Source organism: Herbaspirillum sp. VT-16-41 (assembly GCF_001994935.1).
Classification (GTDB): Bacteria; Pseudomonadota; Gammaproteobacteria; order Burkholderiales; family Burkholderiaceae_D; genus Herbaspirillum; species Herbaspirillum frisingense.
Window position 1 is genome coordinate 196,627 of the sequence record NZ_MUXB01000120.1, and the last position, 24,869, is coordinate 221,495.

18 protein-coding genes and 1 pseudogene are annotated in these 24,869 nt (G+C 63.3%); 14 read left to right on the forward strand and 5 right to left on the reverse strand.

Annotated elements, in window-relative coordinates; translation table 11 throughout:
* The first annotated feature begins 219 nt into the window (after positions 1-219).
* Genes BTM36_RS18455 through BTM36_RS18470 form a run of 4 tightly spaced genes read left to right on the forward strand, consistent with a single transcriptional unit; the run spans position 220 to position 4,900 of the window.
* A complete protein-coding gene (locus tag BTM36_RS18455; RefSeq protein ID WP_006461758.1) occupies positions 220-930 on the forward strand; it encodes a response regulator transcription factor in 711 nt (236 codons plus the stop codon).
* 50 nt (positions 931-980) lie between these two features.
* Positions 981-2,573 (forward strand): sensor histidine kinase, encoded by a 1,593-nt coding sequence (locus tag BTM36_RS18460; RefSeq protein ID WP_077237416.1) that lies wholly within the window; start codon positions 981-983, stop codon positions 2,571-2,573.
* A gap of 1 nt (position 2,574) precedes the next feature.
* A complete protein-coding gene (locus BTM36_RS18465; RefSeq protein WP_039874156.1) occupies positions 2,575-2,859 on the forward strand; it encodes a DUF4212 domain-containing protein in 285 nt (94 codons plus the stop codon).
* A complete protein-coding gene (locus tag BTM36_RS18470; protein ID WP_006461762.1) occupies positions 2,849-4,900 on the forward strand; it encodes a sodium:solute symporter family protein in 2,052 nt (683 codons plus the stop codon). The genes BTM36_RS18465 and BTM36_RS18470 overlap by 11 nt, the downstream gene beginning before the upstream one ends.
* A gap of 15 nt (positions 4,901-4,915) precedes the next feature.
* Here BTM36_RS18470 and BTM36_RS18475 read toward each other — a convergent pair whose 3' ends face one another.
* The 4 genes and pseudogenes from BTM36_RS18475 to BTM36_RS18490 form a co-directional block, all read right to left on the reverse strand.
* The gene (locus BTM36_RS18475; protein WP_006461764.1) at positions 4,916-5,860 is read right to left on the reverse strand and encodes a transglutaminase family protein; all 945 of its coding nucleotides are present in this window, start codon (positions 5,858-5,860) and stop codon (positions 4,916-4,918) included.
* A gap of 1 nt (position 5,861) precedes the next feature.
* Positions 5,862-8,363, reverse strand: a complete 2,502-nt coding sequence (locus tag BTM36_RS18480) for a circularly permuted type 2 ATP-grasp protein (RefSeq protein ID WP_077237417.1) — start codon at positions 8,361-8,363, stop codon at positions 5,862-5,864.
* Positions 8,364-8,447: 84 nt separating this feature from the next.
* Complete coding sequence (locus BTM36_RS18485) at positions 8,448-11,834, reverse strand: DUF2126 domain-containing protein (protein ID WP_077237418.1); 3,387 nt, start codon at positions 11,832-11,834, stop codon at positions 8,448-8,450.
* 244 nt (positions 11,835-12,078) lie between these two features.
* Positions 12,079-13,306 (reverse strand): annotated as a pseudogene (locus BTM36_RS18490) (polyhydroxyalkanoate depolymerase).
* Between the two features lie 358 nt (positions 13,307-13,664).
* Between BTM36_RS18490 and BTM36_RS18495 the strand changes: the two are divergent.
* The 5 genes from BTM36_RS18495 (at position 13,665) to BTM36_RS18515 (ending at position 18,591) form a co-directional block, all read left to right on the forward strand.
* Positions 13,665-14,321, forward strand: coding sequence for a glutathione S-transferase family protein (locus BTM36_RS18495; protein WP_006461769.1), 657 nt, complete (start codon positions 13,665-13,667; stop codon positions 14,319-14,321).
* Positions 14,322-14,397: 76 nt separating this feature from the next.
* A complete protein-coding gene (locus BTM36_RS18500) occupies positions 14,398-14,841 on the forward strand; it encodes a cupin domain-containing protein (RefSeq protein WP_006461770.1) in 444 nt (147 codons plus the stop codon).
* Positions 14,842-15,099: 258 nt separating this feature from the next.
* Positions 15,100-16,527, forward strand: a complete 1,428-nt coding sequence (locus BTM36_RS18505) for a circularly permuted type 2 ATP-grasp protein (protein ID WP_006461771.1) — start codon at positions 15,100-15,102, stop codon at positions 16,525-16,527.
* Between the two features lie 2 nt (positions 16,528-16,529).
* Complete coding sequence (locus tag BTM36_RS18510; protein ID WP_077237419.1) at positions 16,530-17,540, forward strand: alpha-E domain-containing protein; 1,011 nt, start codon at positions 16,530-16,532, stop codon at positions 17,538-17,540.
* A gap of 172 nt (positions 17,541-17,712) precedes the next feature.
* A complete protein-coding gene (locus BTM36_RS18515; RefSeq protein ID WP_006461773.1) occupies positions 17,713-18,591 on the forward strand; it encodes a hypothetical protein in 879 nt (292 codons plus the stop codon).
* Between the two features lie 388 nt (positions 18,592-18,979).
* Here BTM36_RS18515 and purM read toward each other — a convergent pair whose 3' ends face one another.
* A complete protein-coding gene (gene purM, locus BTM36_RS18520) occupies positions 18,980-20,023 on the reverse strand; it encodes a phosphoribosylformylglycinamidine cyclo-ligase (RefSeq protein ID WP_077237420.1) in 1,044 nt (347 codons plus the stop codon).
* Between the two features lie 104 nt (positions 20,024-20,127).
* Here purM and BTM36_RS18525 point away from each other — a divergent pair, with 104 nt between their 5' ends.
* From BTM36_RS18525 to folK, 5 genes are all read left to right on the forward strand, one after another.
* The gene (locus tag BTM36_RS18525) at positions 20,128-21,210 is read left to right on the forward strand and encodes an AI-2E family transporter (protein ID WP_077237421.1); all 1,083 of its coding nucleotides are present in this window, start codon (positions 20,128-20,130) and stop codon (positions 21,208-21,210) included.
* 127 nt (positions 21,211-21,337) lie between these two features.
* Positions 21,338-22,054, forward strand: a complete 717-nt coding sequence (gene hda, locus BTM36_RS18530) for a DnaA regulatory inactivator Hda (RefSeq protein WP_077237422.1) — start codon at positions 21,338-21,340, stop codon at positions 22,052-22,054.
* Positions 22,051-22,734 carry an HAD family phosphatase gene (locus tag BTM36_RS18535; protein WP_006461777.1) on the forward strand — a complete coding sequence of 228 codons (684 nt, stop codon included), beginning with the start codon at positions 22,051-22,053 and terminating at the stop codon, positions 22,732-22,734. The genes hda and BTM36_RS18535 overlap by 4 nt, the downstream gene beginning before the upstream one ends.
* Positions 22,731-24,359 (forward strand): polynucleotide adenylyltransferase PcnB, encoded by a 1,629-nt coding sequence (gene pcnB, locus BTM36_RS18540; RefSeq protein ID WP_077237423.1) that lies wholly within the window; start codon positions 22,731-22,733, stop codon positions 24,357-24,359. The genes BTM36_RS18535 and pcnB overlap by 4 nt, the downstream gene beginning before the upstream one ends.
* Positions 24,360-24,365: 6 nt before the next feature.
* Positions 24,366-24,851 carry a 2-amino-4-hydroxy-6-hydroxymethyldihydropteridine diphosphokinase gene (folK, locus tag BTM36_RS18545; RefSeq protein ID WP_077237424.1) on the forward strand — a complete coding sequence of 162 codons (486 nt, stop codon included), beginning with the start codon at positions 24,366-24,368 and terminating at the stop codon, positions 24,849-24,851.
* The last annotated feature ends 18 nt before the right edge of the window (positions 24,852-24,869 follow it).

Consider the following 24,869-nt stretch of genomic DNA (forward strand, 5'->3'; position numbering starts at 1 on the left):
ATGTTGCCGGCCTCGATACTATAAGGCCAAAGCGTCATAGTTCAATGCGCTATCCCGGAATTGTTACATTTCATGCGATCGGCGCATCAAGCTGCCCGGTTTATCAGGATTTCCCTGATTTGCATTGGCAATTGAATTAGTGGAATATGAAGGAAAATTACCATAACAATTCAACCATCCGAGACAAATCAGCCGAGTCCGACTCGCTGACCGATTCCTATGCGCATCCTCCTTGCTGAAGACGACAGCGTACTGGCCGACGGTCTGACCCGGTCCCTGCGCCATTCCGGCTATGCCGCCGATTGTGTCAAGAATGGCGTGGAAGCCGATTCGGCCCTGTCGACCCAGGACTTCGATCTGCTGATCCTGGACCTGGGCCTGCCCAAGATGTCCGGCCTGGAAGTGTTGCGCCGCCTGCGCGCGCGCAATTCGCGCCTGCCGGTGCTGATCCTGACAGCCGCCGATTCCGTCGAGCAACGTGTGCAGGGCCTGGACCTGGGCGCAGACGACTATATGGCCAAGCCCTTTGCCCTGTCGGAGCTGGAGGCCCGGGTGCGTGCCCTGACCCGGCGCGGCGCCGGTGGCGGCCCCACCGTGATCAAGCACGGCCCGCTGTCCTTCGACCAGGTCGGTCGCATCGCCTATATCGGTGAGCAGATGCTGGAATTATCGGCGCGGGAACTGGGACTTCTGGAAGTATTATTGCAACGCACGGGTCGCCTGGTCTCCAAGGAGCAACTGGTGGACCACCTGTGCGAATGGGGAGAGGAAGTCAGCAACAATGCCATCGAGGTCTATGTCCATCGTCTGCGCAAGAAAATCGAGGTCGGCGGCGTGCGTATCGCTACCGTGCGCGGGCTGGGCTATTGCCTGGAAAAACTCCCCGAAGCCGGTACCGCACCACTGGTGGCATCCAACAGCGTGGCCTGAGCCGGCGCCCTCCCCCTCACACATCGCACGCGCGCCTGCGCTGATCCGTCATGACAGCGCGTGATCCCTCTTCCGCAGCGTCCCCCACGCCCGAGCCGCAGACGCACCCCGAAGCCCAGCCCGGCCAGACACCCCGCAAGAAGCGGCGCGCCGCCCTCGCCACGCAACCGGTGGAGCGCATCCAGCGCTCGCTGTTCGGTGAAATCCTCGACTGGATGCTGGCCCCGCTGCTGCTGCTGTGGCCGATGAGCATCGCCATCACTTACCTGATCGCCCAATCGATCGCCAACCATCCCTTCGACCGCGCCCTGGAAGACAGTGTCACCGTACTCGCCCAGCAGGTCTCCGAAGTCAATGGCAAGGTGGTCGCGCGCCTGCCGGTCTCGGCCCGCGACCTGCTGCGCGCCGACGACATCGACAACATCTACTACAAGGTCACCGGCCCCAACGGCGAATATGTGGAAGGCGACGTCGACATGCCGCAGCCGCCGGCCGAAGAAGATCGCAGCACCATCGGCACCGTGCAGTTCCGTAACGACATCCTGCACGGCAGCGACGTACGCATCGCCATGCTGCAGGTGGACCTGCGTCGTAGTCCGGCCCAGCGCGCCGCGCAGCGCGAGCCGCGACTGGCCACGGTCCAGGTCGGCGAGACCCTGGAAAAGCGCGCCCAGCTGGCCAACGAAATCATCAAGGGCGTGATCCTGCCGCAGTTCGTGATCCTGCCGGTCGCACTGGCGCTGGTGTGGTTCGCACTCTCGCGTGGCCTGTCGCCTCTGTCCGAATTGCAGCAGCGCATCCGCGCGCGCCGGCCGGATGACCTTTCACCCATCGACTCCGGCCAGGTACCCGAGGAAATCTCGCCCCTGGTCCGGTCGCTCAACGACATGCTGGCGCGCCTGTCGCAGACCATCGCCATCCAGAAGCGCTTCATCGCCGACGCCGCCCATCAGATGAAGACCCCGCTGGCCGGCATGCGCATGCAATCCGAACTGGCCCTGCGCCAGGATGATCAGGTGGACGTGCGCCGCTCGCTGGAACAACTGGCCAAGAGTTCGGAAACCGCCACCCGCCTGGTCAACCAGCTGCTGTCGCTGGCCCGCGCCGAGAACCAGCAATCGCAGTCCGGCGGCATGGCCGCACTGGAATTGAACGAACTGGCCCGCAGCGTGGTGCAGGAGTGGGTGCCGATGTCCTTCACCCAGCGCATCGACCTGGGTTTCGAGCAGCCCAACCATCCCATCATGATCACCGGCAACGCCATCATGCTGCGCGAGCTCTTGTCCAACCTGCTGGACAATGCCCTGCATTACACGCCGCATGACGGCAGCGGCCGCGTCACCGTGCGCGCCCGCACCGACGAAGGGGGCGGCCTGGCCATCCTGGAAGTGGAAGACAACGGCCCCGGCATCCCCGCCGCCGAGCGCGCCAACGTGTTCGAGCGCTTCTATCGCATCCTCGGCACACCCAGCACCGGCAGCGGCCTGGGTCTGGCCATCGTGCGCGAGATCGCCCAGCAGCACGATGCCGCCGTCGAGATCACCCACAACCCGCGCAGCACCGATCCCAAACAACCGGGCAGCCTGTTCCGCGTGAGCTTTCGCATGATGCCCAATACGCCTTTCCTCGACGACATCACCTGACATGGACCACGGCTCCCCTCCCCTCGACCCCGGCAACCAATGGCACCGCACGCGCCGCATGACCGGATGGCTGCTGGCGCTGTGGTTCCTGGCCACGTTCTTCTTCATCTACTTCGCCCGCGAACTGGACCAGGTACACCTGTTCGGCTGGCCGATCTCCTTCTACATGGCGGCGCAGGGCATGATGCTGATCTACCTGGCCATCGTCGTCATCTACGTACGGCGCATGCGGCGCATCGAACAACTGGTCAGACGTGAACAAGGCGAGCCCTGGCATGGAGAGTAACAAGGACTTCTTCCGGCGCCTATGCCGCTACTACGGTTTCTACACACTGGGCTTCATCGCCTTCCTGTGCGTGCTGGCCATCCTGGAACGCGAAGGCATGCCACGTTCCTGGATCGGCTACCTGTTCCTGTTCGTCACCATCGGTCTGTATGCCGGCATCGGCGTGGTCTGCCGCACCTCCGACGTGCCCGAATACTATGTGGCCGGACGGCGCGTGCCGCCGCTCTTCAATGGCATGGCCACCGCCGCCGACTGGATCTCGGCCGCCACCTTCATCAGCCTGGCCGGTGGCCTCTACCTGCAGGGCTTCGACGGCCTGGCCTACATCCTCGGCTGGACCGGGGGCTATTGCCTGGTGGCGCTGCTGATTGCGCCCTACCTGCGCAAGTTCGGCCAATACACCATCGCCGACTTCCTCGCTGCCCGCTATCCCGGCCGCGCCGGCAGCCATGGCGTCAACTTCATCCGCATCCTCGCGGTGGCGGCCACCATCCTCATCTCCTTTACCTATGTGGTGGCGCAGATCTATGGCGTGGGCCTGATCACGTCGCGCTTCACCGGCATCGATTTTTCCATCGGCATATTCCTCGGGCTGGCCAGCATCCTGGTGTGCTCCTTTCTGGGCGGCATGCGTGCCATCACCTGGACCCAGGTGGCGCAATACATCATCATCCTGTTCGCCTACCTGATCCCGGTGATCTGGCTTTCCGCCAAGCACGCAACGGTGCCGGTGCCGCCGGTGGCCTACGGCGCGGTGCTGCCCAAGCTCAGCGCCATGGAACACAAGCTGGAAGACGATCCCAAGGAAAAGGAAGTCCGCCAGATCTTCCAGGCCCGCGCCGACGACTACGAACGGCGGCTGCGCAACCTGCCGCAATCCTGGCTCGATGGCCGGGTGGAAGCGCAGAACCAGGCCGACCAGATCCGCCGTGATGTGCACGCGTCCCTGGCCGACATCAAGGCCGCCAGTCGCACGCTGTCGGCCTACCCAAAGTCGCCCGAGGAAGCCGAACGCAAATGGACCGAAGCCCGCGCCGCCAACCTGGCCAGGGCGCAACCGCCGGTCTCGCAGACCGAGCCCTTCCCCGGGCGCGACAAACAGAGTTCCGACATCAAGCGCAACAATTTCCTGGCGCTGGTGTTCTGCCTGATGCTCGGCACGGCGGCGCTACCGCACATCCTCATGCGCTACTACACCACGCCCACCGTGGCCGGCGCGCGCAGTTCGGTCTTCTGGACCCTGTTCTTCATCATGCTGATCTACCTCACCGTGCCGGCCCTGACGGTGCTGGTGAAGTACGACATCTATACCTCGCTGGTGGGCAGCAGCTACAGCCACCTGCCGGACTGGGTCTATTACTGGGGCAACATGGACAAGCTCAATCCGCTGCTCTCCATCAATGACCTGAACCGCGACGGGCTGGTGCAACTGGGCGAGATTTCGATGGATGGCGACATCATCGTGCTGGCCATGCCCGAGATCGCCGGCCTGCCCTATTTCGTCTCCGGCCTGGTGGCTGCAGGTGGCCTGGCGGCGGCGCTGTCGACCGCCGACGGCCTGTTGCTGACCATCTCCAATGCGCTCTCGCACGATGTCTATTACAAGGTGGTCGACCCCAGTGCGTCGACCCAGAAGCGGGTGACCATTTCCAAACTGCTGTTGCTGGTGGTGGCGCTGCTGGCGGCCTACGCGGCCTCGCTCAAGCCGGGCGATATCCTGTCGATGGTGGGCGCAGCGTTTTCGCTGGCCGCCTCGACGCTGTTCCCGGCACTGGTATTGGGGGTGTTCTGGAAACGCGCCAACCAGGCCGGCGCGATTGCCGGCATCGTGTGCGGCTTCCTGATGTGCGTGTACTACATGCTGCACACCAACCCGTCATTCGGCGGCAGTGCAGCGGGACAGTGGTTCCACATCGCACCGATCTCGGCGGGCATCTTCGGCGTGCCGGTGGGGATGGCGGCCATGGTCATCGTCAGCCTGCTCACGCCGCCACCGGATGAGGCCACCATTGCGCTGATCGACCATATCCGCACGCCCTGAGCACAGAGCACCACCTCAGATCGACAGCTGCAGCCCTCGCGCCTCTTCGCCCGGCATGACGGTGACCGCCACCTGCATGGTCTGCTGGCCGCCGCCGATGAGGACACCACGCAGCGGCGAGATATCCAGGAAATCGCGGCCCCAGCCCAGCGTGATATGGCTGGTATCGGGGAAGACGCCATTGGTCGGATCGGCATCGACCCAGCTGCCCTCGCCCCCTGCAGGGTCGGGGCAATACACCGACACCCAGGCATGCGAAGCATCGGCGCCGATCAGGCGTGGCTGCCCCGGTGGCGGCTCGGTCAGCAGATAGCCGCTGACATAGCGCGCCGCCAGACCGATGGAGCGCAGACAGGACAGCATCAGGTGCGCAAAGTCCTGGCAGACCCCGCGCCGGTTGACGAAGACCTCAGTCACCGGAGTGGAGACAGTGGTAGCAGTCGGATCGAACGCGAACTCTTCGTGGATACGCATCATCAGCGCACGTACCCCCTCCACCACCGACACACCCGGCACGAAGCACTCAGCCGCATACCGGATGAATTCACGCTTGATGCGCACGTGCGAGGATTCGAACAGGAAATTGGATGCGTCCAGCATCCCCGGCGCCATCATCCGCCCGCCGTGATAGGCCATCAACATCGCCGCCTCGTCCCAGGCCATGCTCTCCTGCGGCTGGCCACGGGGTGTCAAGGCGACCCAGGAATCGGCCTGCACATCCAGGCTGGTGTGGTCCGTATCGAGGGAAAAGGCCTTGATGATATTGCCGAAATTGTCCGCATAGCTGCGCACCAGCTGCGGTGCCGGCAGCACGTTGACGGTATGCGACAGGCACTGCTGCCAGGGCAGTTCGCGTGGTGTCAGGTGCAGCACCTGATGCGACAGGCGTACCGGTAGCGCATAGCCGTAATGGGTCTGGTGGTGGATGCGATAGACCACGCGCTGGCTGTCCGCACTCATCTCAGACCCCCTGGCTGACCGGTGCGGTCAGCGGCGTGAAGTAATGACGCGACAGGTCATCGGAGAGCATGTAGCCGCCGCTGACGGCATCGCGCATCAGTTGCACCAGGCGTGCATTGGCTTGCTCCATGTTGGGATGATCGTGGGCGAATTCGTTCAGGTTCATCGCCTCCAGCTGGCTGGACAGGTGCGTCGGGATGCTCATGCTGAGCAGGCCGAGCTGCTGGGCGATATCGCTGATGTATTGCTGCAGCATGCGGAACTGGTAGGCCATGCCATGCGGATTGCTGACATCGAACACCAGCAGGTGCAACACCGGCAGCCATTCCGGCGTGCGGCGATAGCGCACCCGATAGGTCACGATACTGCTGGCCGCCTCCAGCAGCCACGACAGCGCCGCCGTCTGGCGCTGCGGCGGCAACCGCAGGAAGTTGTCGAACAGCGCGGCCATGTTGGCCATGCGCTCGATGTGACGGCCCACCATCAGGAACTGCCAGCCGGCATCGCGCGTCATGTCGTCCAGCGCATGCCCGGCCAGTCCGGAACAGGCATCGATCACATTGCCCAGCACATGCTGGGCCGCAGCCGGGGTATGGATGCGTTCCTGCACCATGGCCGGCATCTTGGTCAGCGCATGCCAGTTGTCCAGCGAAAGATGTTCCCGCACCTGATAGGCGGCATTGGCCAGCTGTCGCAATTGCGTGGCCACGCTGACCGGCACCGACGGGTCGATCACCGCCGCCTGCAGGCTCTGCTGCAGGCCGGTGATGGTCGGTCGTGGTTCCGACTTGGGCATCTGCACGCCGAGCTGGCTGCAGATCCACGAGACGCTACCCAGCATGCCCCGGCTTTCGCTCTGGCCATCGAGGGTGTATTCCAGCGTGGTCCGCAACAGGCGCGAGAGGTTCTTCACCCGCTCCGAATACCGCCCCATCCAGAACAGGTTTTCACCAGAGTGCGACGACACATCGACCGTGCCCTTGATGACGGTGACGTTGTTGACACCCTGAACGACCTCCACAGCACTCGGCGCCCACTGCTCCGCCTCGCGCAACACCCACACATCCTTGCTGGTGCCCCCCTGCTGCATCGACACCACATCCCGCCGCTGGCGCGGCGCCACCCGGGTCAGGCCGCCCGGCATCACCTGGTAGCCGCCTTCGCCATCGGCCACTGCGAACACGCGCAGGCTGATGGTGCGGTTCATCAGGCGATAGTCACCGCTGCGCGACATCACCGGTGCCTGCGACAGGCGCACCCATTCCTGCGCCGCATAGGCGTGCGGCTGCAGTTGCAGGCTTTCGATCAGGCGCCGGCGCGCCGTGCCGGTAAGGGCATGGCCGAACACCGGCTGCATGCGCATCGAGGAAAACGCTGGCACGATCACCAGATCATCGAGATGCGCCAGTGTGTAATCCAGCGCAGGTTTTTCACCGCACCACCACGACGCCACCGAAGGCAGCATCAGCGGCTCGCCAAACAGCCGCTCGTTGATCGCCGGCAGGAAACCGTGCAGCGCGGTCGACTCCAGCACGCCGCTGCCCAGCGAATTGGCGATCACCACATTGCCCAGGCGCGCCGCCTGCGTCAGCCCCGGTACGCCCAACGCCGAATCGGCGCGCAACTCCAGCGGATCGCAGTAGTCGTCGTCCATGCGGCGCAGGATGGCATGCACGCGACGAAGGCCATTCAGGGTCTTCAGGAACACCTGCTCGCCACGCACCGTCAGGTCCACCCCTTCCACCAGCGGGAAGCCCAGCGTATGCGCCAGGAAGGCATGTTCGGAATAGGTTTCGTTGTAAGGGCCGGGGGTCAGCAGCACGATCAGCGGTACCTCGCCCTCGGACGGCGCCAGGCGCGTCAGCATCGCGCGCAGCGTATGGAAGTAGCGATGCGGCGACTCCACATGCATGTCGCGCAGCGCCTCCGGCATGGCACGCGCCATGATCTGGCGGTTCTGTAGCGCATACCCGGTGCCGGACGGTCCCTGGGTACGATCCGAGACCACCCACCAGGTACCGTCGGCCGAGCGTGCCAGGTCGATCGCATAGGCATGCAGATGCACGCCGCCCGGCGGCTGCCAGCCATGGCAGGGCATCAGGTAACCGTGCTGACCGAACACCAGCGCCGGCGGCAACAAACCCTCGGCGATCAACGACTGCGGCCCGTAGATGTCGGACAGCAGGCCGTTCATCAGCCGCGCCCGCTGCGCTACGGCGCGCTCCAGGAAATCCCATTCCTCCGAGGACACCAGGTGTGGCAGCAGATCCAGCTCCCATGGGCGATTGGCGCCCTTGGGATCGGCATAGACGTTGTAGGTCACGCCATCGGAGGCGATGGCGTCACGCACCTCGTTGGCACGCCGGCGCAACATCTCCGGCGAGAGGTTTTCAAGCTGGTCGATCAGCGTTCGCCAGTGCGGGCGCAGGCGGCCGTCGGCCGCCAGCATCTCGTCGAAACGATCGCTGGCTACCGAATAGCTCTCCAGTAGACGCTGGTGCATAGGTCATTGGCGGCCAGGCTGCGCTGCGCGACGGCCTGCATCGCGCAGCGCCAGAGGCGGCAAGACGCCGCGCCCGGCTCAGTTTTAGAAGTAGCGTAAGTCTAACGTAAAAGGAAACTCGATAGACGGCCGCGCCGGGGTGACTCGCAATTTTCCCGGGGTATGGTTCATGCGGAAGTAGCGCGCCAGGCGGCGACTTTCCGCCTCGAAGGCATTGACCGGGAAGGTCTCGTAGTTGCGTCCGCCCGGATGCACCACGTGGTACTGGCAACCGCCCAGGCTGCGGCCGTTCCAGGTATCGACCAGATCGAAGGTCAGCGGTGAATCCACCGGGATGGTCGGGTGCAGCGCCGACGGCGGCTGCCAGGCGCGGTAACGTATGCCCGAGACGAACTGTCCGACCGTGCCGGTGGGCTGCAACGGCACCGAGACACCATTGCAGGTCAGCACGTAGCGATCCGAGGCCATGCCGCTGACCTTGACCTGCAGGCGCTCCAGCGAGGAATCGACATAGCGCGCGGTACCGCCGCCGCTGTTCTCCTCGCCCAGTACGTGCCAGGGTTCCAGCGCCGTGCGCAATTCGATCTGCATGCCCTTGACGGCATAGTCGCCGATCTTGGGGCAACGGAATTCCATGTGCGGCGCGAACCACTCGGCGCGCATGGGATAGCCGGCCTCGTTCATGTCGGCCATCACATCGGCAAAGTCCTGTTCGATGAAATGCGGCAACAGGAAGCGGTCATGCAGCTCGGTTCCCCAGCGCACCAGGCGCGCCGGCTTGTACGGGTCCTTCCAGAAACGCGCCACCAGGCCGCGCAGCAGCAGTTGCTGGGTCAGGCTCATGCGCGCATGCGGCGGCATCTCGAAGGCGCGCAATTCCAGCAGGCCCAGACGGCCGGTGGCACTGTCGGGGGAATACATCTTGTCGATGCAGAACTCGGCGCGGTGCGTATTGCCGGTCACGTCGATCAAGAGATTGCGCAACAGCCGGTCCACCAGCCAGGGTGGGCATTCTCCCTTGGCGACCTGCTTGTCCATCTCGGCAAAGGCCAGTTCGATTTCCACCGTCGAGTCGTTGCGCGCTTCGTCGATGCGCGGCGCCTGCGAGGTCGGACCGATGAACATGCCCGAGAACAGGTAGGACAGCGAGGGATGGTTGTGCCAGTAGGAAATCAGGCTGCGCAACAGGTCCGGCCGGCGCAGGAATGGCGAATCGCTGGTGGTGATGCCGCCCAGCACCATGTGGTTGCCGCCGCCGGTGCCGGAGTGATGGCCATCCAGCATGAACTTCTCGGTCGTCAGACGCGAGGCGCGGGCAGCGTCGTACAGGTGCGTGGTCTGCTCGACCAGTTCGCTCCAGTTGTTGGCCGGCTGGATGTTGACCTCGATCACGCCCGGGTCGGGGGTGACGCTGAACTTGCGCAGGCGTGGATCATTGGGCGGCTCGTAGCCTTCCAGCAGCACCGGCTGCTTCAGTTCCTCGGCCACGGCCTCGATGGCGGCCACGAGTTCAAGATAATGTTCCAGTTGCGACAGTGGCGGCATGAAGAGGTAGAGCACGCCATTGCGCACTTCCGCGCAAAGTGCAGTGCGGGTGATCCAGTTGGCCGACTCGAAGCTGGCCGGCGCCGCCTGGGTGGCAGTCGTTTCCCTACCGACGGTACCGGCAGTGCCGATCTTGCCCTCAGCGCCCCCGCCGATGGCCGCTCCCATACTGCTTGCCCTGTCAACGCGTCCACCTGGCTCCTGGGGGCTACCCAACTGACGACGGATCTCAGTATTGCTGGGCAAGGGTCGGAAGCTCTGGGCGGGATCGGCCGGATACACCGCCGGGTATTCCCCTTCCTTGACCCACGGCAGCGAATCCAGCGGCATGCGATAACCCAGCGGCGAATCGCCTGGATACAGATAGCAGCGCTCGCTGCGCAGGAACCACGCCCCGCTCTGCCAGCCGCGTCCATCATCGCGTCGCGCCAGCGGCAGCACATGCCCCACGGCGCTCTGCAGGCCCTGCGTGAAGACGCGCATCAGGCGCTCGCGTTCCTGCTTGTCATCCACCCGCGAATCGAAGGGGTCGACATTGCCCGGCAGGCGGCGCTCGCGCCACATGTAGTAGAACACGTCTTCGTAAGCGGGGAAGACGTTCTTGCCATCCACCTTCAGTCGCTGCGCCACGCGGTGCAGGAAGTGGCTGGTGACGATCTTGTCGGTCACGTTGGGCTTGGTCTCGTCACCGATCAGGGCCGGGTTCATCCAGATCGGCTCGCCATCGCGACGCCAGTAGCAATTGAGCGCCCAGCGCGGCAGTTGCTCACCGGGGTACCACTTGCCCTGGCCGAAGTGCGGCAGGCCCTGTGCCGCATACTTGTCGCGCATGCGGTGGTACAGCTCGGCCGCCAGCGGCTTCTTGGTCGGCCCCATGGCGGCGGTATTCCATTCCGGCTCGTCCGGATGATCCAGCGAGACGAAGGTCGGCTCGCCGCCCATGGTCAGGCGCACGTCATTGGCCTGGAGGTCGGCGTCGATGGCATGCCCCAGCTGTTCGATCTCGGCCCACTGCTCCTCGGTATAGGGCTTGGTCACGCGCGGCGCTTCCCAGATGCGCTTGACCGACATCAGGTGTTCGAACTCCACTTCGCAGGGATCGACCAGGCCACTCACCGGTGCGGCCGATGCCGGCTCCGGCGTGCAGGACAAGGGGATGTGCCCTTCGCCGGCAAACAGGCCCGAGGTCGGGTCCAGCCCCACCCAGCCGGCACCCGGCAGGTAGACCTCGCACCAGGCGTGCAGGTCGGTGAAATCGGCCTCGGGGCCAGAAGGACCATCGAGCGACTTCTGATCGGCCGTCAGCTGGATCAGATAGCCGGAGACGAAGCGCGCCGCCAGCCCCAGGTGGCGCAGCAACTGCACCAGCAGCCAGGACGAATCGCGGCAGGAGCCGGACTGCAGTTCCAGCGTTTCTTCCGGCGTCTGCACGCCCGGTTCCATGCGGATGGTGTAGCCGATGTGCGAAGCCAGCTTCTGGTTCAGCGCCACCAGGAAGTTGGCACTGCCCACCTTCTCGCGCGGAACACTGTCCAGGAATTTCTTGAACAGCGGCGACAGCGGCAGCTTCTGCCGGTACGGCATCAGTTCGTTCTGCAAGTCCTTGGCGTACTCGAAGGGGAATTGCTCGGCATACGGCTCAAGGAAGAAATCGAAAGGATTGATGACCGACATCTCGGCCACCAGATCGACTTCGATCTTGAATTCAGTGGTCTTCTCCGGGAACACCAGGCGTGCCAGGTAGTTTGATTCCGGGTCCTGCTGCCAGTTGATGAAATGCGGCTCGGGCAAAACCCGCAGCGAATAGCTCAGGATGCGCGTACGACTATGCGGAGCGGGACGCAAGCGGATGACTTGCGGTCCCAGGTTGATGGCACGGTCGTACTTGTAAGAGGTGACATGGTTCAGGGCCACGTGGATCGACATGGAATTCCTTTACGACAAGCAATGGTTCAAGCACAGGGCTTGGTTGTTGGCGACATGCAGTGACAGACGCAGAGCCCCGTCATGCATACCTTGTTTTTCTTACCGCCTGATTACTTTTCTGAAGACATCCTGAAGGCGACCTCGCTGTGAGTGTAAGTGAGACTGTAAGTGCCCGGCCTGCGACAACCTGGATTTCTGATCCGGAAAACCAGGTCTTCAACAAGACGGGACAGGCGCCGAAGGCTCACCTGTGATGCATATTAATGAAATCCCGCAGACGCGGATAGATTTCGTTTTCCCAGCGCCGGCCATTGAAGACGCCGTAATGCCCGACCGCCGTCTGAACATGGTGCATGCGCATATAGGGCCGGATGTTGCTGCACATTTCCTGTGCGGCCACGGTCTGGCCGACGGCGCAGATGTCGTCCTTCTCGCCTTCGATGGTGAACAGCGCGGTGCGGCGAATGACACGTGGCTCCACCACACGCTCGCGATAGGTCAGCTTGCCCAGCGGCAGCGCATGTTCCTGGAAGACCGTGCGCACCGTTTCCAGGTAGAACTCGGCCGGCAGGTCGGACATGGCGAAGTACTCTTCGTAGAAATCCTTGATCTGCGCCGCCTGCGCCTCCTCGCCCTCGACCAGATGATGGTAGAGCTTGCGGAAGGCGTCGACGTGGCGGTTCAGGTTCATGTTCATGAACGCCCCCAGCTGCACGAAGCCCGGATAGACGCGCCGCCCCGCACCCGCATGGCGTGCCGGCACGGTGCTGATCATGTTCTTCTCGAACCAGGCGATGGGCTTGCTCTTGGCCAGCGCATTGACGGCGGTCGGATTGACCCGGGTATCCAGCGGCCCCCGCCATCAGGGTCATGGTGCGCGGCTGGGCCGGATGGTTCTCCTCGGCCATGACCGCTGCCGCAGTCAATGCCGCCACTGTGGGCTGGCACACCGCCAGGAGGTGGGCGCCCGGCCCCAGCTCGGTGAGGAACTGGATCACATGGGAAACGTATTCATCCAGGCCGAAAGGACCATGCTCCAGGGCGATGTCGCGTGCATTGCGCCAGTCGGTGATGTAGACGTCGTGGTCGCGCAGCAAGGTCTTGACGGTCCCGCGCAGCAGCGTGGCGAAGTGGCCCGACATGGGCGCCACCACTAGCACCTTGGGTTGATGGGCCGAAGTTTCCTTGCGGAAATGCAGCAGGCCACAGAAGGGCGTACCGGCGACTTCTTCCTCGTGCACCGCAATTGTGCGTCCACCGTCGACCACCTCGCCGATGGCGAAGGGTGGGCGGGTATGGGTCAGCTGCGTGCGCGCAAAGACCTCGCAGGCCGACGCCATCTTGCGCAGATAGGGCTGGGCCGGCACGCCGGGCCAGGTCATGCCCAGCATGGGCGCCATCATGCGGGCACAGGCCCGCAGTGGATCGGTGGCGTCGGCGTAGTTCTGGTAGAGCTGATAGGTATTGATCATGAAAACGCCGCCCTCGGGAGTGTCTCTTCTTGGTTTCCTTGACTGCCGCTCGCTGACCACGGGATGCAATTGTCGTGCCATTGCCGTGCCATCGATGGGCCGCAAACGCCGCCGCCCACCGCTTTTCCAGGCCCTGCACCGGCATTGATGGCCGCACGGAAACCCCGCGGTCGGGCAGGCGGGCATTTCCCGCGAGCTGGCACAAGCTTTGCAAGCAATCCCCTCGCATGCCGGTGACCGGCCTGTGCCTTTCCTGACGCGCAGACAGGAAGGGCTGATCAAGATGATGAAGATGACACCGCCGCTCACGCGGCAGCGTGCCCAAAGTCAACCTGCACAAAACAGAAAAAGGACTGACATGCCTAAGACGACTTTGCGCATCACCAGCAAGAACTACTCCTCGTGGTCCCTGCGCGGCTGGCTCATGGCCAGGTTCGCAGGGCTCTCCTTCGAGGAAGACATCGTGCCGCCGGACGACCCGTCGGCACGGGCAGAGATCCTGCTCCTGTCTTCCTCCATCCTGGTACCCAGCCTCCACCATGGCGATGTACTGGTATGGGATACGCTGGCCATTGCCGAATATCTCAACGAAATCCGCCCCGGCGCCAAGCTGCTGCCCTCCGACCTGGCCGCCCGCGCCCATTGCCGCTCGGTCTGCGGCGAAATGCATTCCGGCTTCTCGGCCCTGCGCGCAGCGCTGCCGATGAATCTGAAGGGACACTTCCCCAACTTCAAGGTGTGGTCGCGCGCGGAAGCCGACATCGTGCGCATCACCACCATCTGGAAGGAATGCCTGGCCAAGTACGGCGGGCCTTTCCTGTTCGGCGAACAACGCACCATGGCCGATGCCATGTATGCCCCGGTGGTCACGCGCTTCATGACCTATGACGTCAAACTCGATCCCGTCTGCACCGCCTATGCCAAGCGCATCATGGCCATGCCGGAGATGCAGGAATGGATCACCGCCGCCAAGAAGGAGCCGGAGGATATCGACGAGCTCGACGTGGAATTCTAGGGCGCCGCATTGAAGAGGATCGCGCCCGTTTTTTGTCGCAGGCCCATTGCGGGAGACCGCAGAAAGGATGGATGTGATGAATACCGTAGCTGATGCAAGCGTACTGGCGCAAAACACCTTCTCGCATGTGAGCGAGGGCGACACGCCCTATGAAACGGGCGGACTGCGCGACTTCTTCCTCTACCGCGACCTGGGCATCGCCGCAGCCACCGGCGGCCAGGTGGTAGCGCAGCTGGTCAAGGCCAACATGGCGCCCGAGACTGGCACCGGATGGCATCGGCACGAGGCCAACTTCCACATCGTCATCATGCTCAAGGGCTGGGCGCGCTTCATGTACGACACCGAGGTCACGCTGGTCAAGGCCGGCGACTGCGTGCACCAGCGACCGGGCATCGTGCACTTCCTGTTCGACTATTCACCGGACATGGAGTACCTGGAAATCGTCAGTCCGGCCGACTTCAAGACCATCGACATGCCGGCGCCCTGCGAGGTACCCGCACCCACTCCATGGAACAACTGAAGCCAATGCGGGTCTGCAGGACATGGCTGCAGGCCCGCGCATGAGAGGAGCAAAAGCGTGCAATTTTCCACTGTCAAAAATTTCAGGGCTCTGTTAGTCTTTCTTCGTGCACGCCCCCTCTGGCGTGCCGCTGCAGTCCCCTAGGGTCATTGCTTCACGCTGCAATCCCGCTGGTGTTTTGCCGTACCTACCGCCTCTGTTTTCGTTACAACCTACTTAGAAAGATTCCCGCTCCCCACGGGAACGCGAAGCAAACCTATGGCACATTTTTTTGATGAGATGTATTCAGGAGGCTCCGGCAGCGAAGATCGTGAAGTGCGTCAGCACTATGCAGAATTCGCCAGCTGGCTTTCCGCGCAATCGCCGGAAATCATCGCCCGCAAACGTGCCGAATCCGACCTGATCTTCCGCCGCGTCGGTATTACCTTCGCCGTCTATGGAAACGATGCCGGCACCGAACGCCTGATCCCCTTCGACATCATCCCGCGCATCATCCACAAGGCCGAATGGGCCAAGCTGGAAGCCGGGCTGGTTCAGCGCGTCAAGGCGCTCAACATGTTCATCCACGACATCTACCACGAGCAGAAGATCGTCAAGGCCGGCATCATCCCGCCCGAGCAGATCTTCCAGAACGCCCAGTACCGGCGCGAGATGCAGGATGTGAACGTGGTCAACGACATCTACGCACACATCGCCGGGGTCGACATCGTGCGCGCCGGCGAGGGTGAGTTCTACGTGCTGGAAGACAATCTGCGCGTGCCTTCCGGCGTGTCCTACATGCTGGAAAACCGCAAGATGATGATGCGGCTCTTCCCCGATCTCTTCAAGCGCCACAAGATCGCGCCGGTCGATCACTATCCCGACCTGCTGCTGGACAATCTGCGCTCGGTGGCCCCTGCCGGCGTGACCGATCCGACGGTGGTGGTGATGACACCGGGCATGTACAACTCGGCCTACTTCGAGCATGCCTTCCTGGCCCAGCAGATGGGCGTGGAACTGGTCGAAGGCCAGGACCTGTTCGTCAAGGACAACGTGGTCTACATGCGCACCACGCGCGGCCCCAAGCGGGTCGACGTGATCTACCGCCGCATCGACGACGACTTCCTCGATCCGCTGGCCTTCCGTCCCGATTCGGCGCTGGGCGTACCGGGACTGCTGCAGGCCTATCGCGCCGGCAAGGTCACATTGACCAATGCCATCGGTACCGGCGTGGCCGACGACAAGTCGATCTATCCCTACGTGCCGGACATGGTGCGTTTCTACCTTTCCGAAGAACCCATCCTCAACAACGTGCCCACCTACCAGTGCCGCAAGAAGGAGGACCTCTCCTACACGCTGGCCAACCTGGAAAAGCTGGTGGTCAAGGAAGTCCACGGCGCCGGCGGCTACGGCATGCTGGTCGGCCCGGCCTCGACCAGGCAGGAGATCGAGGACTTCCGCGCCCGCATCATCGCCAAGCCTGACGGCTACATCGCCCAGCCCACGCTGGCCCTCTCCGTCTGCCCGACCTATGTGGAGTCCGGCATCGCGCCGCGCCACCTGGACCTGCGCCCGTTCGTGCTGTCGGGCAAGCAGATCACGATGGTCAAGGGCGGCTTGACGCGCGTGGCCTTGAAGGAAGGCTCGCTGGTGGTGAACTCGTCGCAGGGCGGCGGCACCAAGGACACCTGGATTCTGGAGAAATAACGATGTTGAGCCGCACCGCCGATCACCTCTTCTGGATGGCCCGCTACACCGAGCGCGCCGAGAACACCGCCCGCATGCTCGATGTGCATGTACAGACCGCGCTGCTGCCGCAATCGACCGACGACGCCGAGCAGGGCTGGCGCGCCGTGTTGGGCATCTCGGAACTGCTCTACGGCTACAACCAGAAATACGACAAGCTCACGCAGAAGGACGTCATCGACTTCATGGTGCGCGATCCCAACAACCCGTCGTCGATCGCCTCCTGCCTACGCCAGGCCCGCGAGAATGCGCGTGCCGTGCGCGGCGCGCTGACCACGGAAGCCTGGGAAATCCAGAACGCCACCTGGATCAAGATGCAGTCCTACCTGCAGACCAATGCGCTGGAGCAGAACCCCAGCGATTTCTTCGAGTGGGTCAAGCATCGCTCGCACCTTTCACGGGGCGTGACCATCGGCACCATGCTGGAGGATGAGGCCTTCCACTTCATCCGCCTGGGGACCTTCCTGGAACGTGCCGACAACACCGCGCGCATCATCGACGTCAAGTTCCACGGCGCCAAGGAAGCGCAGTCGCAGAAGCAGAACGGCCAATCGCAATCCCAATCGCAGTCCCAATCACAGAGCCAGGCCGCACGCGACGAAGCCGGGCAACTGGACTTCTACTACTGGGCCGCGATCCTGCGTTCGGTGTCCGGCTTCGAGATCTACCGCAAGGTCTATCGCGACGTCATCACCCCCGAGCGCGTGGCCGAACTGCTGATCCTGCGCGCCGACATGCCGCGCTCGCTGCTGGCCTGCATGGGCAATGTGATCTCCAACCTGCACCATGTGCGCAACGATGTCTCGGCCGACACCGAGCGCTTCGCCGGCAAGCTCCATGCCGACCTGAAGTTCGCCCGCATCGAGGAAATCCTGGAAGCCGGTCTGCACGACACCCTGACCGAATTCCTGGAACGCATCTTCGAGCTGGGCAATCGCATCAGCCGCGATTTTCTTGTTCCTTTGGCAGCGTAAGTGGTCCCGGCTGTGCTCTGCAGCATGAGAAAGGAGCACAGCCGCTGTCATCTTTTCCGGAAACAGGCCGTTACTGTAGGTACGTCACGACAGATGCCCCCGGTGCGCAAGCTCTGGCGCCGGGCCTTACGGTAAAATCCGGCTTTACGTTTCCAAGTACCAAGATTCCATCATGACCTACTGCGTAGCCATGCGCCTCAACAGCGGCCTGGTGTTCCTGTCCGATTCTCGTACCAATGCGGGTGTCGATCATATCGGCACCTTCCGCAAGATGAGTGTTTACGAGAATCCGGGCGACCGCGTCATGGTCTTGATGACCGCCGGCAACCTGTCGATTTCGCAATCCATCCGCCAGATGCTGACCGAGCGCACCAATGCCGAGGGCCGCAGCATCTGGACTGCGACCTCCATGTACGAAGCAGCCCAGATCCTGGGCGACGCCATCCGCGCCGTGCATGACCGCGAAGCGGCCGAGCTCAACAAGTTCGGCATCGACTTCAACGTCAGCATCATCTTCGGCGGCCAGATCCGCGGCGAGCGCTGCCGCCTGTTCCAGATGTACTCGGCCGGCAACTTCATCGAGTCGCACGACGAGAACACCTATTTCCAGATCGGTGAATCCAAGTACGGCAAGCCCATCATCGATCGCGTGGTGACTCCGCAGACCTCGCTGGACGAAGCCGCCAAGTGTGCGTTGATCTCCATGGATTCCACGCTGAAGTCCAACATCTCGGTGGGCCTGCCGCTGGATCTGCTGGTCTATGAGAGCGAAGACCTGGCCGTGACCCGTTTCGTCACCATCGACGAGCAGAACCAGTATTTCCAGATGATCCGCCGCAGCTGGGGTTCGCAGTTGCGACGCGTCTTCGAGGCCATCGACGACCCGGTCTGGGATGCCCTGCCGGAAGACACGCTCAATGTCCTCTCGACCGCCTCCGACATCAGCGAACCGGTGCGCGTGCCGCCGCCCAATGGCATGGCGCGCGGCGTACAGACGGGGCCGCGACAGATCCTGGCGGAGCAGGATGGGGATGTGGGACAGGCGGGCTGAGGGTACGCCTCCGAATTTCCTTGAAGAAACCTGTTCTCGTGTTTCTTGAAACACGACGAACACTCGGCTGTTGCCGGATTGCTGACTACCGTTCGTCCTGAGTAGCGGCGTTGCCGCGTATCGAAGGCGCGCCCCGGATTGTCGCAACAGGCTGCCGTATATTGGCCGGAGCGCCTTCGATACGGCCCTGTGGGCCTACTCAGTCCGAACGGGTGAAGTTGTTTCAAGGGCGAGCCTAGTTCGGGCTTCTCGCGGATCACCTCTACTGCCTGGAATGGCCGACATAGAAAAGGCTGCATTCAATTCAATGAATGCAGCCTTTTGTCTTTATAAATCGTTAAAACGATTTATATCGCTGATTGATTACATCGGTCAGCGATCACACCATTCAACGCACGATGGTCTGCGCTTCACCCTCGGCGCGGGCGCGGATGGTACCGATGCGGTAGACGGTCTCGCCCGCAGCCTTCAGGTGGGCTTCGGCGGCGTCCGCGTTTTCCTTGGAGACGATCACGGTCATGCCGATGCCGCAGTTGAAGACGCGGTGCATTTCTGCATCGGCCACGCCCCCATGCTGCTGCAGCCAGGTGAACAGCGGCGGCATGGTCCAGGACTTGGCATCCAGTTCGGCGGTCAGGCGGTCCTGCAGTACGCGCGGGATGTTCTCGACCAGGCCGCCACCGGTGATGTGGACCATGCCCTTGACTTCCAGCTTTTCCATCAGCGACAGCAGGGGCTTGACGTAGATGCGGGTCGGGGCCATCAGCACGTCGGCCAGCTTGCGGCCGTGGAAGTCGGTTTCCAGGTCCGGCTTGGCCACGTCCAGGATCTTGCGCACCAGCGAATAGCCGTTGGAGTGCGCGCCCGAGGAAGCCAGGCCCAGCACCACGTCGCCCGGAGCGATCTTGGTGCCGTCGATGATCTTGGATTTTTCCACCGCGCCGACGGCAAAGCCGGCCAGGTCGTATTCACCATCCGGGTACATGCTGGGCATTTCAGCGGTTTCACCACCGATCAGGGCGCAACCAGCCTGTTCGCAACCGGCGGCGATACCCTTGATCACATCGGTGGCCGAAGGCACGTCCAGCTTGCCGCAGGCAAAGTAATCCAAGAAGAACAGCGGCTCGGCGCCCTGCACCAGGATGTCGTTGACGCTCATGGCCACCAGGTCGATACCGACCGTATCGTGACGATTCAGGTGGAAGGCCAGCTTCAGCTTGGTACCCACGCCGTCGGTCCCGGACACCAGCACCGGCTCCTTGAACTTCTTGCTGATCTCGAAGAGCGCACCGAAACCGCCAATGCCGCCCAGCACGCCTTCGCGGGTGGTGCGCTTGGCGAAAGGCTTGATCGCTTCGACCAGGGCGTCACCGGCATCGATATCGACGCCAGCGTCACGGTAGGAGAGGGAGACATTGGAAGGTGAAGTCATGATGAAATATTGCCAGTGAAGACGGTAAAATAGGGGATTCAGGGTGGAGAATGCCCTGCCAAAGCGTGATTTTAACAAAACCGACACTCCCGAACTCCGAATCCATGCCTTTTTCTTTGTCCGAAGAGCAAAAACAAAACCTGGCGTGGCTGATTGTCGGCATTTTGCTATTGTCCCTGCTGGTGGCGCTGGGGCCGATGCTGTCCCCTTTCGTCGCTGCCGGCATCCTCGGCTATGCACTCAACCCGGGCGTGGACTGGATCGCCAGCCGCCGGCTGGGCCCGGTGCGGGTGCCGCGCTTCGTGGGCGTGACCATCATGGTGCTGCTGCTGATCCTGGCCGGCCTGGCGCTGGTGCTGATCGTGGTGCCGCTGGTGCTGCGCCAGATCCCGTTGCTGCAGGCCCAGGTGCCGCCGCTGCTGGACAAGCTGAACGCCTTCCTCTCGCCGCGGCTGCACCAGCTGGGCATCGACGTGCGTCTGGACATGGCCGGCATCAAGGCCCTGCTCACGCAGCAGATCAGCACCAGCGGCGACGAGCTGTGGAGTTCGGTGCTGGCCTCGGCCCGGGTGGGCGGCACGGCGTTGCTGGCGTGGCTGGCCAACCTGCTGTTCGTGCCGATGGTGTTGTTCTACCTGTTGCAGGACTGGCATCCCTTCCTCAAGCGGGTGCAGATCATGATTCCGCGCCGCTGGGCCGGTCGCGTCAATACCATGGCCGCCGAGGTCGATGGCCTGCTGGGACAGTATCTGCGCGGACAATTGCTGGTGATGCTGGTGCTGGCAGTCTATTATTCGGTTGCGCTCACGGTGGCAGGCTTCGACAGCGCGCTGCCGGTGGGCGTGTTGACCGGCTTGCTGGTATTCATCCCCTACGTCGGTTTCGGCCTGGGGCTGGTGCTGGCGATCCTGGCGGCGATCCTGCAGTTCGATGGTGCCATCGGCCTGCTGTGGGTGGCCTTGATTTATGGCGTGGGGCAGGTGCTGGAAAGCTTCATCCTCACGCCCAAGCTGGTGGGCGAGCGTATCGGCCTGCATCCGCTGGTCGTGATTTTCGCCCTGCTGGCCTTTGGCCAGCTGTTCGGCTTCGTCGGCGTGCTGCTGGCGCTGCCGGCCTCGGCCATTGTCTCGGTGATCGCCATGCATGTGCGGCGCGAGTACCTGGCCAGCAATTTTTACAACCGCTAGATAGAGTGTCCATGTCTTATCACAGCCTCCATGCAGGACCGGGAAGCTGCGCAGTGTCCGGCGCCGCGCGCCGACCTGCATTAACTTGCCGCAGCACAACTGCGGCACCCGTAGCTGATACACGCCGATGAAACAGATTCCGCTCGATTTGAGCGCGGACCAGCCGCAAAGCTTCGACAGCTTCGTGACCGGCCGCAACGCAGAACTGCTGGAGCGCTTGAAGCTGCTGGCCTCTGCCGGCGTGGGCAAATCCACCCATACCGGCAGTGCCAGCACCGATCGCTTCATCTACCTCTGGGCCGAAGCCGGGGCCGGCAAGAGCCACCTGCTGCACGCCCTGGCCACCAAGGCCGCCCAGGAAGGCAATCACGCCCGCCTGATCCACGCCGACTCGCCCGAGTCGGCCTTCGAATACAGCCCCCGCACCAGCCATTACCTGCTCGACGATGTGGACCAGTTGTTCGAGGAGCAGCAGATCGCTGCCTTCAACCTGTTCAACCAGATCCGCGAACAGGGCGGTTGCATGGTCTGCAGCGGCACCTTGCCGCCCACCCGCCTGGAGTTGCGCGAAGACCTGCGCACCCGGCTGGGCTGGGGCCTGATCTATCAGGTCCATGACCTCTCGGATGACGAGAAGATCGCCGCCCTGCTGCAGATCACGCTGGACCGCGGCCTGGAAATCCCCCCGGCCGTGATGATGTACATGCTCACCCACTACCGGCGCGACATGCCTTCGCTGTCGCGCATGCTCGACGCGCTGGACCGCTACTCGCTGGCCACCAAGCGCGCCATCACCCTCCCCTTGCTACGCGAACTGTTACAACAGGAATCCGGAGAACAATGAACCTCGCCCTTTTCGATCTCGACCATACCCTGCTGCCGCTCGACTCCGACCACGAGTGGGGCGAATTCATGGCGCGCATCGGCGCCGTGGATGCCGACAGCTTCCGGAAAGCCAATGACGAATGGTTCGCCCATTACCAGAACGGCACGCTGGACCCGGTGGCCTACCTGGAGTTCGCGCTGGGCAACCTGTCGCGCATCCCGCGCCAGCAACTCGACGAGATGCACCAGCAGTTCATGGAAGAAGTGGTCAAGCCGGCCATCCTGCCGCAAGCCGTGGCCCTGGTGAAGAAGCATCTGGACGCCGGCGACCTGGTGGCCATCGTCACCGCCACCAACCATTTCGTGACCAAGCCCATCGCCTCGCATTTCGGCGTGGAGCACCTCATCGCCGCCCTGCCGGAGCTGGACGCCCTGGGCAACCTCACCGGCAAGCTGCGCGGCACGCCGACCTTCGGCCCGGGCAAGATCGTCCATACCGAAGCCTGGCTGGACCAACTGGGCCATACCCTGGACAAGTTCGAGCGCAGCTATTTCTATAGCGATTCGCAGAACGACATCCCCCTGCTGGAACGCGTCACCGACCCCATCGCCACCAACCCCAACGACAAGCTGCTGGCGCATGCACAGTCCCGTGGCTGGCCGGTACTGAACCTCTTCGCCGACGGCCACGTGCAATGATCAAGAAACTGATTCGCTCCATCCTGGGCCGCGGCAAGGCTGCTGCAGCCGCAGAGAGCGCCGAACCGGTCAAGAAATCGCGGGCCAAGGCCGGCACTGCAGGCGGCAAGATCGAACCCGACGTGCTCGGCCCCAAGCAGCATGGTATCGACCCAGCGCTGGTCTCGCCCAATGCGGTGCGCGTGACGCAGACCCTGCAGGATGCCGGCTACAAGGCCTTCATCGTCGGCGGTGCAGTACGCGACCTGCTGCTGGGCATCAAGCCCAAGGACTTCGACGTCGCCACCAACGCCACCCCGGAACAGGTCAAGCAACTGTTCCGGCGCGCCTTCATCATCGGCCGCCGTTTTCAGATCGTCCATGTCATGTTTGGTCAGGAACTGATCGAGGTCACCACCTTCCGTGGCGCCTCGGCCGAAGCTGCGCCCAAGGATGAACATGGCCGCGTGCTGCGCGACAACACCTTCGGCGAACAACATGAAGACGCAACCCGACGCGACTTCACCATCAACGCCATGTACTACGATCCGGCCAGCCAGACGGTGCTGGATTATCACGGCGGCATCGCCGACATCCGCGACAAGAAGCTGCGCATCATCGGCGAGCCCGAAGCGCGCTATCGCGAAGACCCGGTGCGCATGCTGCGCGTGGTGCGCTTCGCGGCCAAGCTCAAGTTCAGCATCGACCCGGCCAGCAGCGCCCCCATCCGCGTGATGGCACCGCTGATCGACAACGTGCCGGCCGCACGCGTGTTCGATGAAATGCTGAAGCTGCTGATGAGCGGCCATGCCCTGGCCTGCCTGCAGCAACTGCGCAAGGAAGGCCTGCACCATGGCCTGCTGCCGCTGCTGGACGTGGTGCTGGAACAGCCCCTGGGAGAGAAATTCGTCAGCCTGGCGCTGGCCAATACCGACGCCCGCGTCAAGGAAGGCAAGGGTGTCTCTCCGGGCTTCCTGTTCGCCTCGCTGCTGTGGCATCAGGTACTGGAGAAATGGCGCGCCTACCAGGCTGCCGGCGAATACCCGATTCCTGCCCTGCACCTCGCCGCTGACGATGTGCTGGATGCCCAGACCGAGAAACTGGCCCTGCAGCGCAAGATCGCCTCGGACATGCGTGACATCTGGGCCATGCAGCCACGCTTCGAGCGCCGTGTCGGCAAGGCCCCCTACAAGCTGCTGGAACACCTGCGCCTGCGTGCCGGTTTCGACTTCCTGCTGCTGCGCTGCCAATCCGGTGAACTCGATGCTGAACTGGGCGAATGGTGGGAAGCCTTCATCGCCGGCAACGCTGCGGAACGCGAAGAACTGATCGCCCGCAAGCCGGCCGATACTGCCAGCGGCAGTGCCGGCGCCGGCCCCAAGAAGCGCAAGCGACGCGGTGGCCGCAGCCGCAGCAAGTCCGTCGGCGACAGCGGCGGCAATGAGGGCGGTGATGAACAGCAGGCCGCGCCGACAGAAGTGGCCGACGCGCCAGCCAGGAAGCCTGCCGCGGCGCCCGCCGAGGCAGTTGGCGAAGCAGGCAGTGAAGGCGGCAGCGCCGAAGCGCCCAAGCGCCGTCGTCGCCGCAGCCGCACCAGCACCGGCGGCGCGGGCCCCGATGCAGCGCCCACCGGCGACGACCAGTAAGCAGGCATGAACCGGCCCGAGACCCTGGCCTGGATCGGCATTGGCGGCAATCTGGGCGACGCCCGGGCCACGGTCGAGCAGGCCATCGCGCGGCTCGCAGGATTGCCGCAGTCACGCCTGATGCACAGCTCCTCGCTGTATTGCACCGCCCCCATCGACTCCAGCGGCGACGACTATGTCAATGCGGTGGTGCTGGTCAGCACGACCCTGCCCGCACTGGAGCTGCTGCACGCCTTGCAGGCGATCGAACTGCAGCACGGGCGCGAGCGACCCTATCGCAACGCGCCGCGCACGCTCGATCTGGATGTACTGATGTATGGAAATGCCAGCATCGCCAGCGCGGAACTGACCGTTCCCCATCCGCGTATGGCACAGCGCGCCTTCGTGCTGGCGCCGATGCTGGAAATCGATGAAACGGTGGAAATTCCCGGATTGGGAGCGGCCCGCCCGTTTCTGGATGCCATCACGGATCAGCCGGTCAGCAGGCTGTGACCCCTCCCCTGCGGCCTT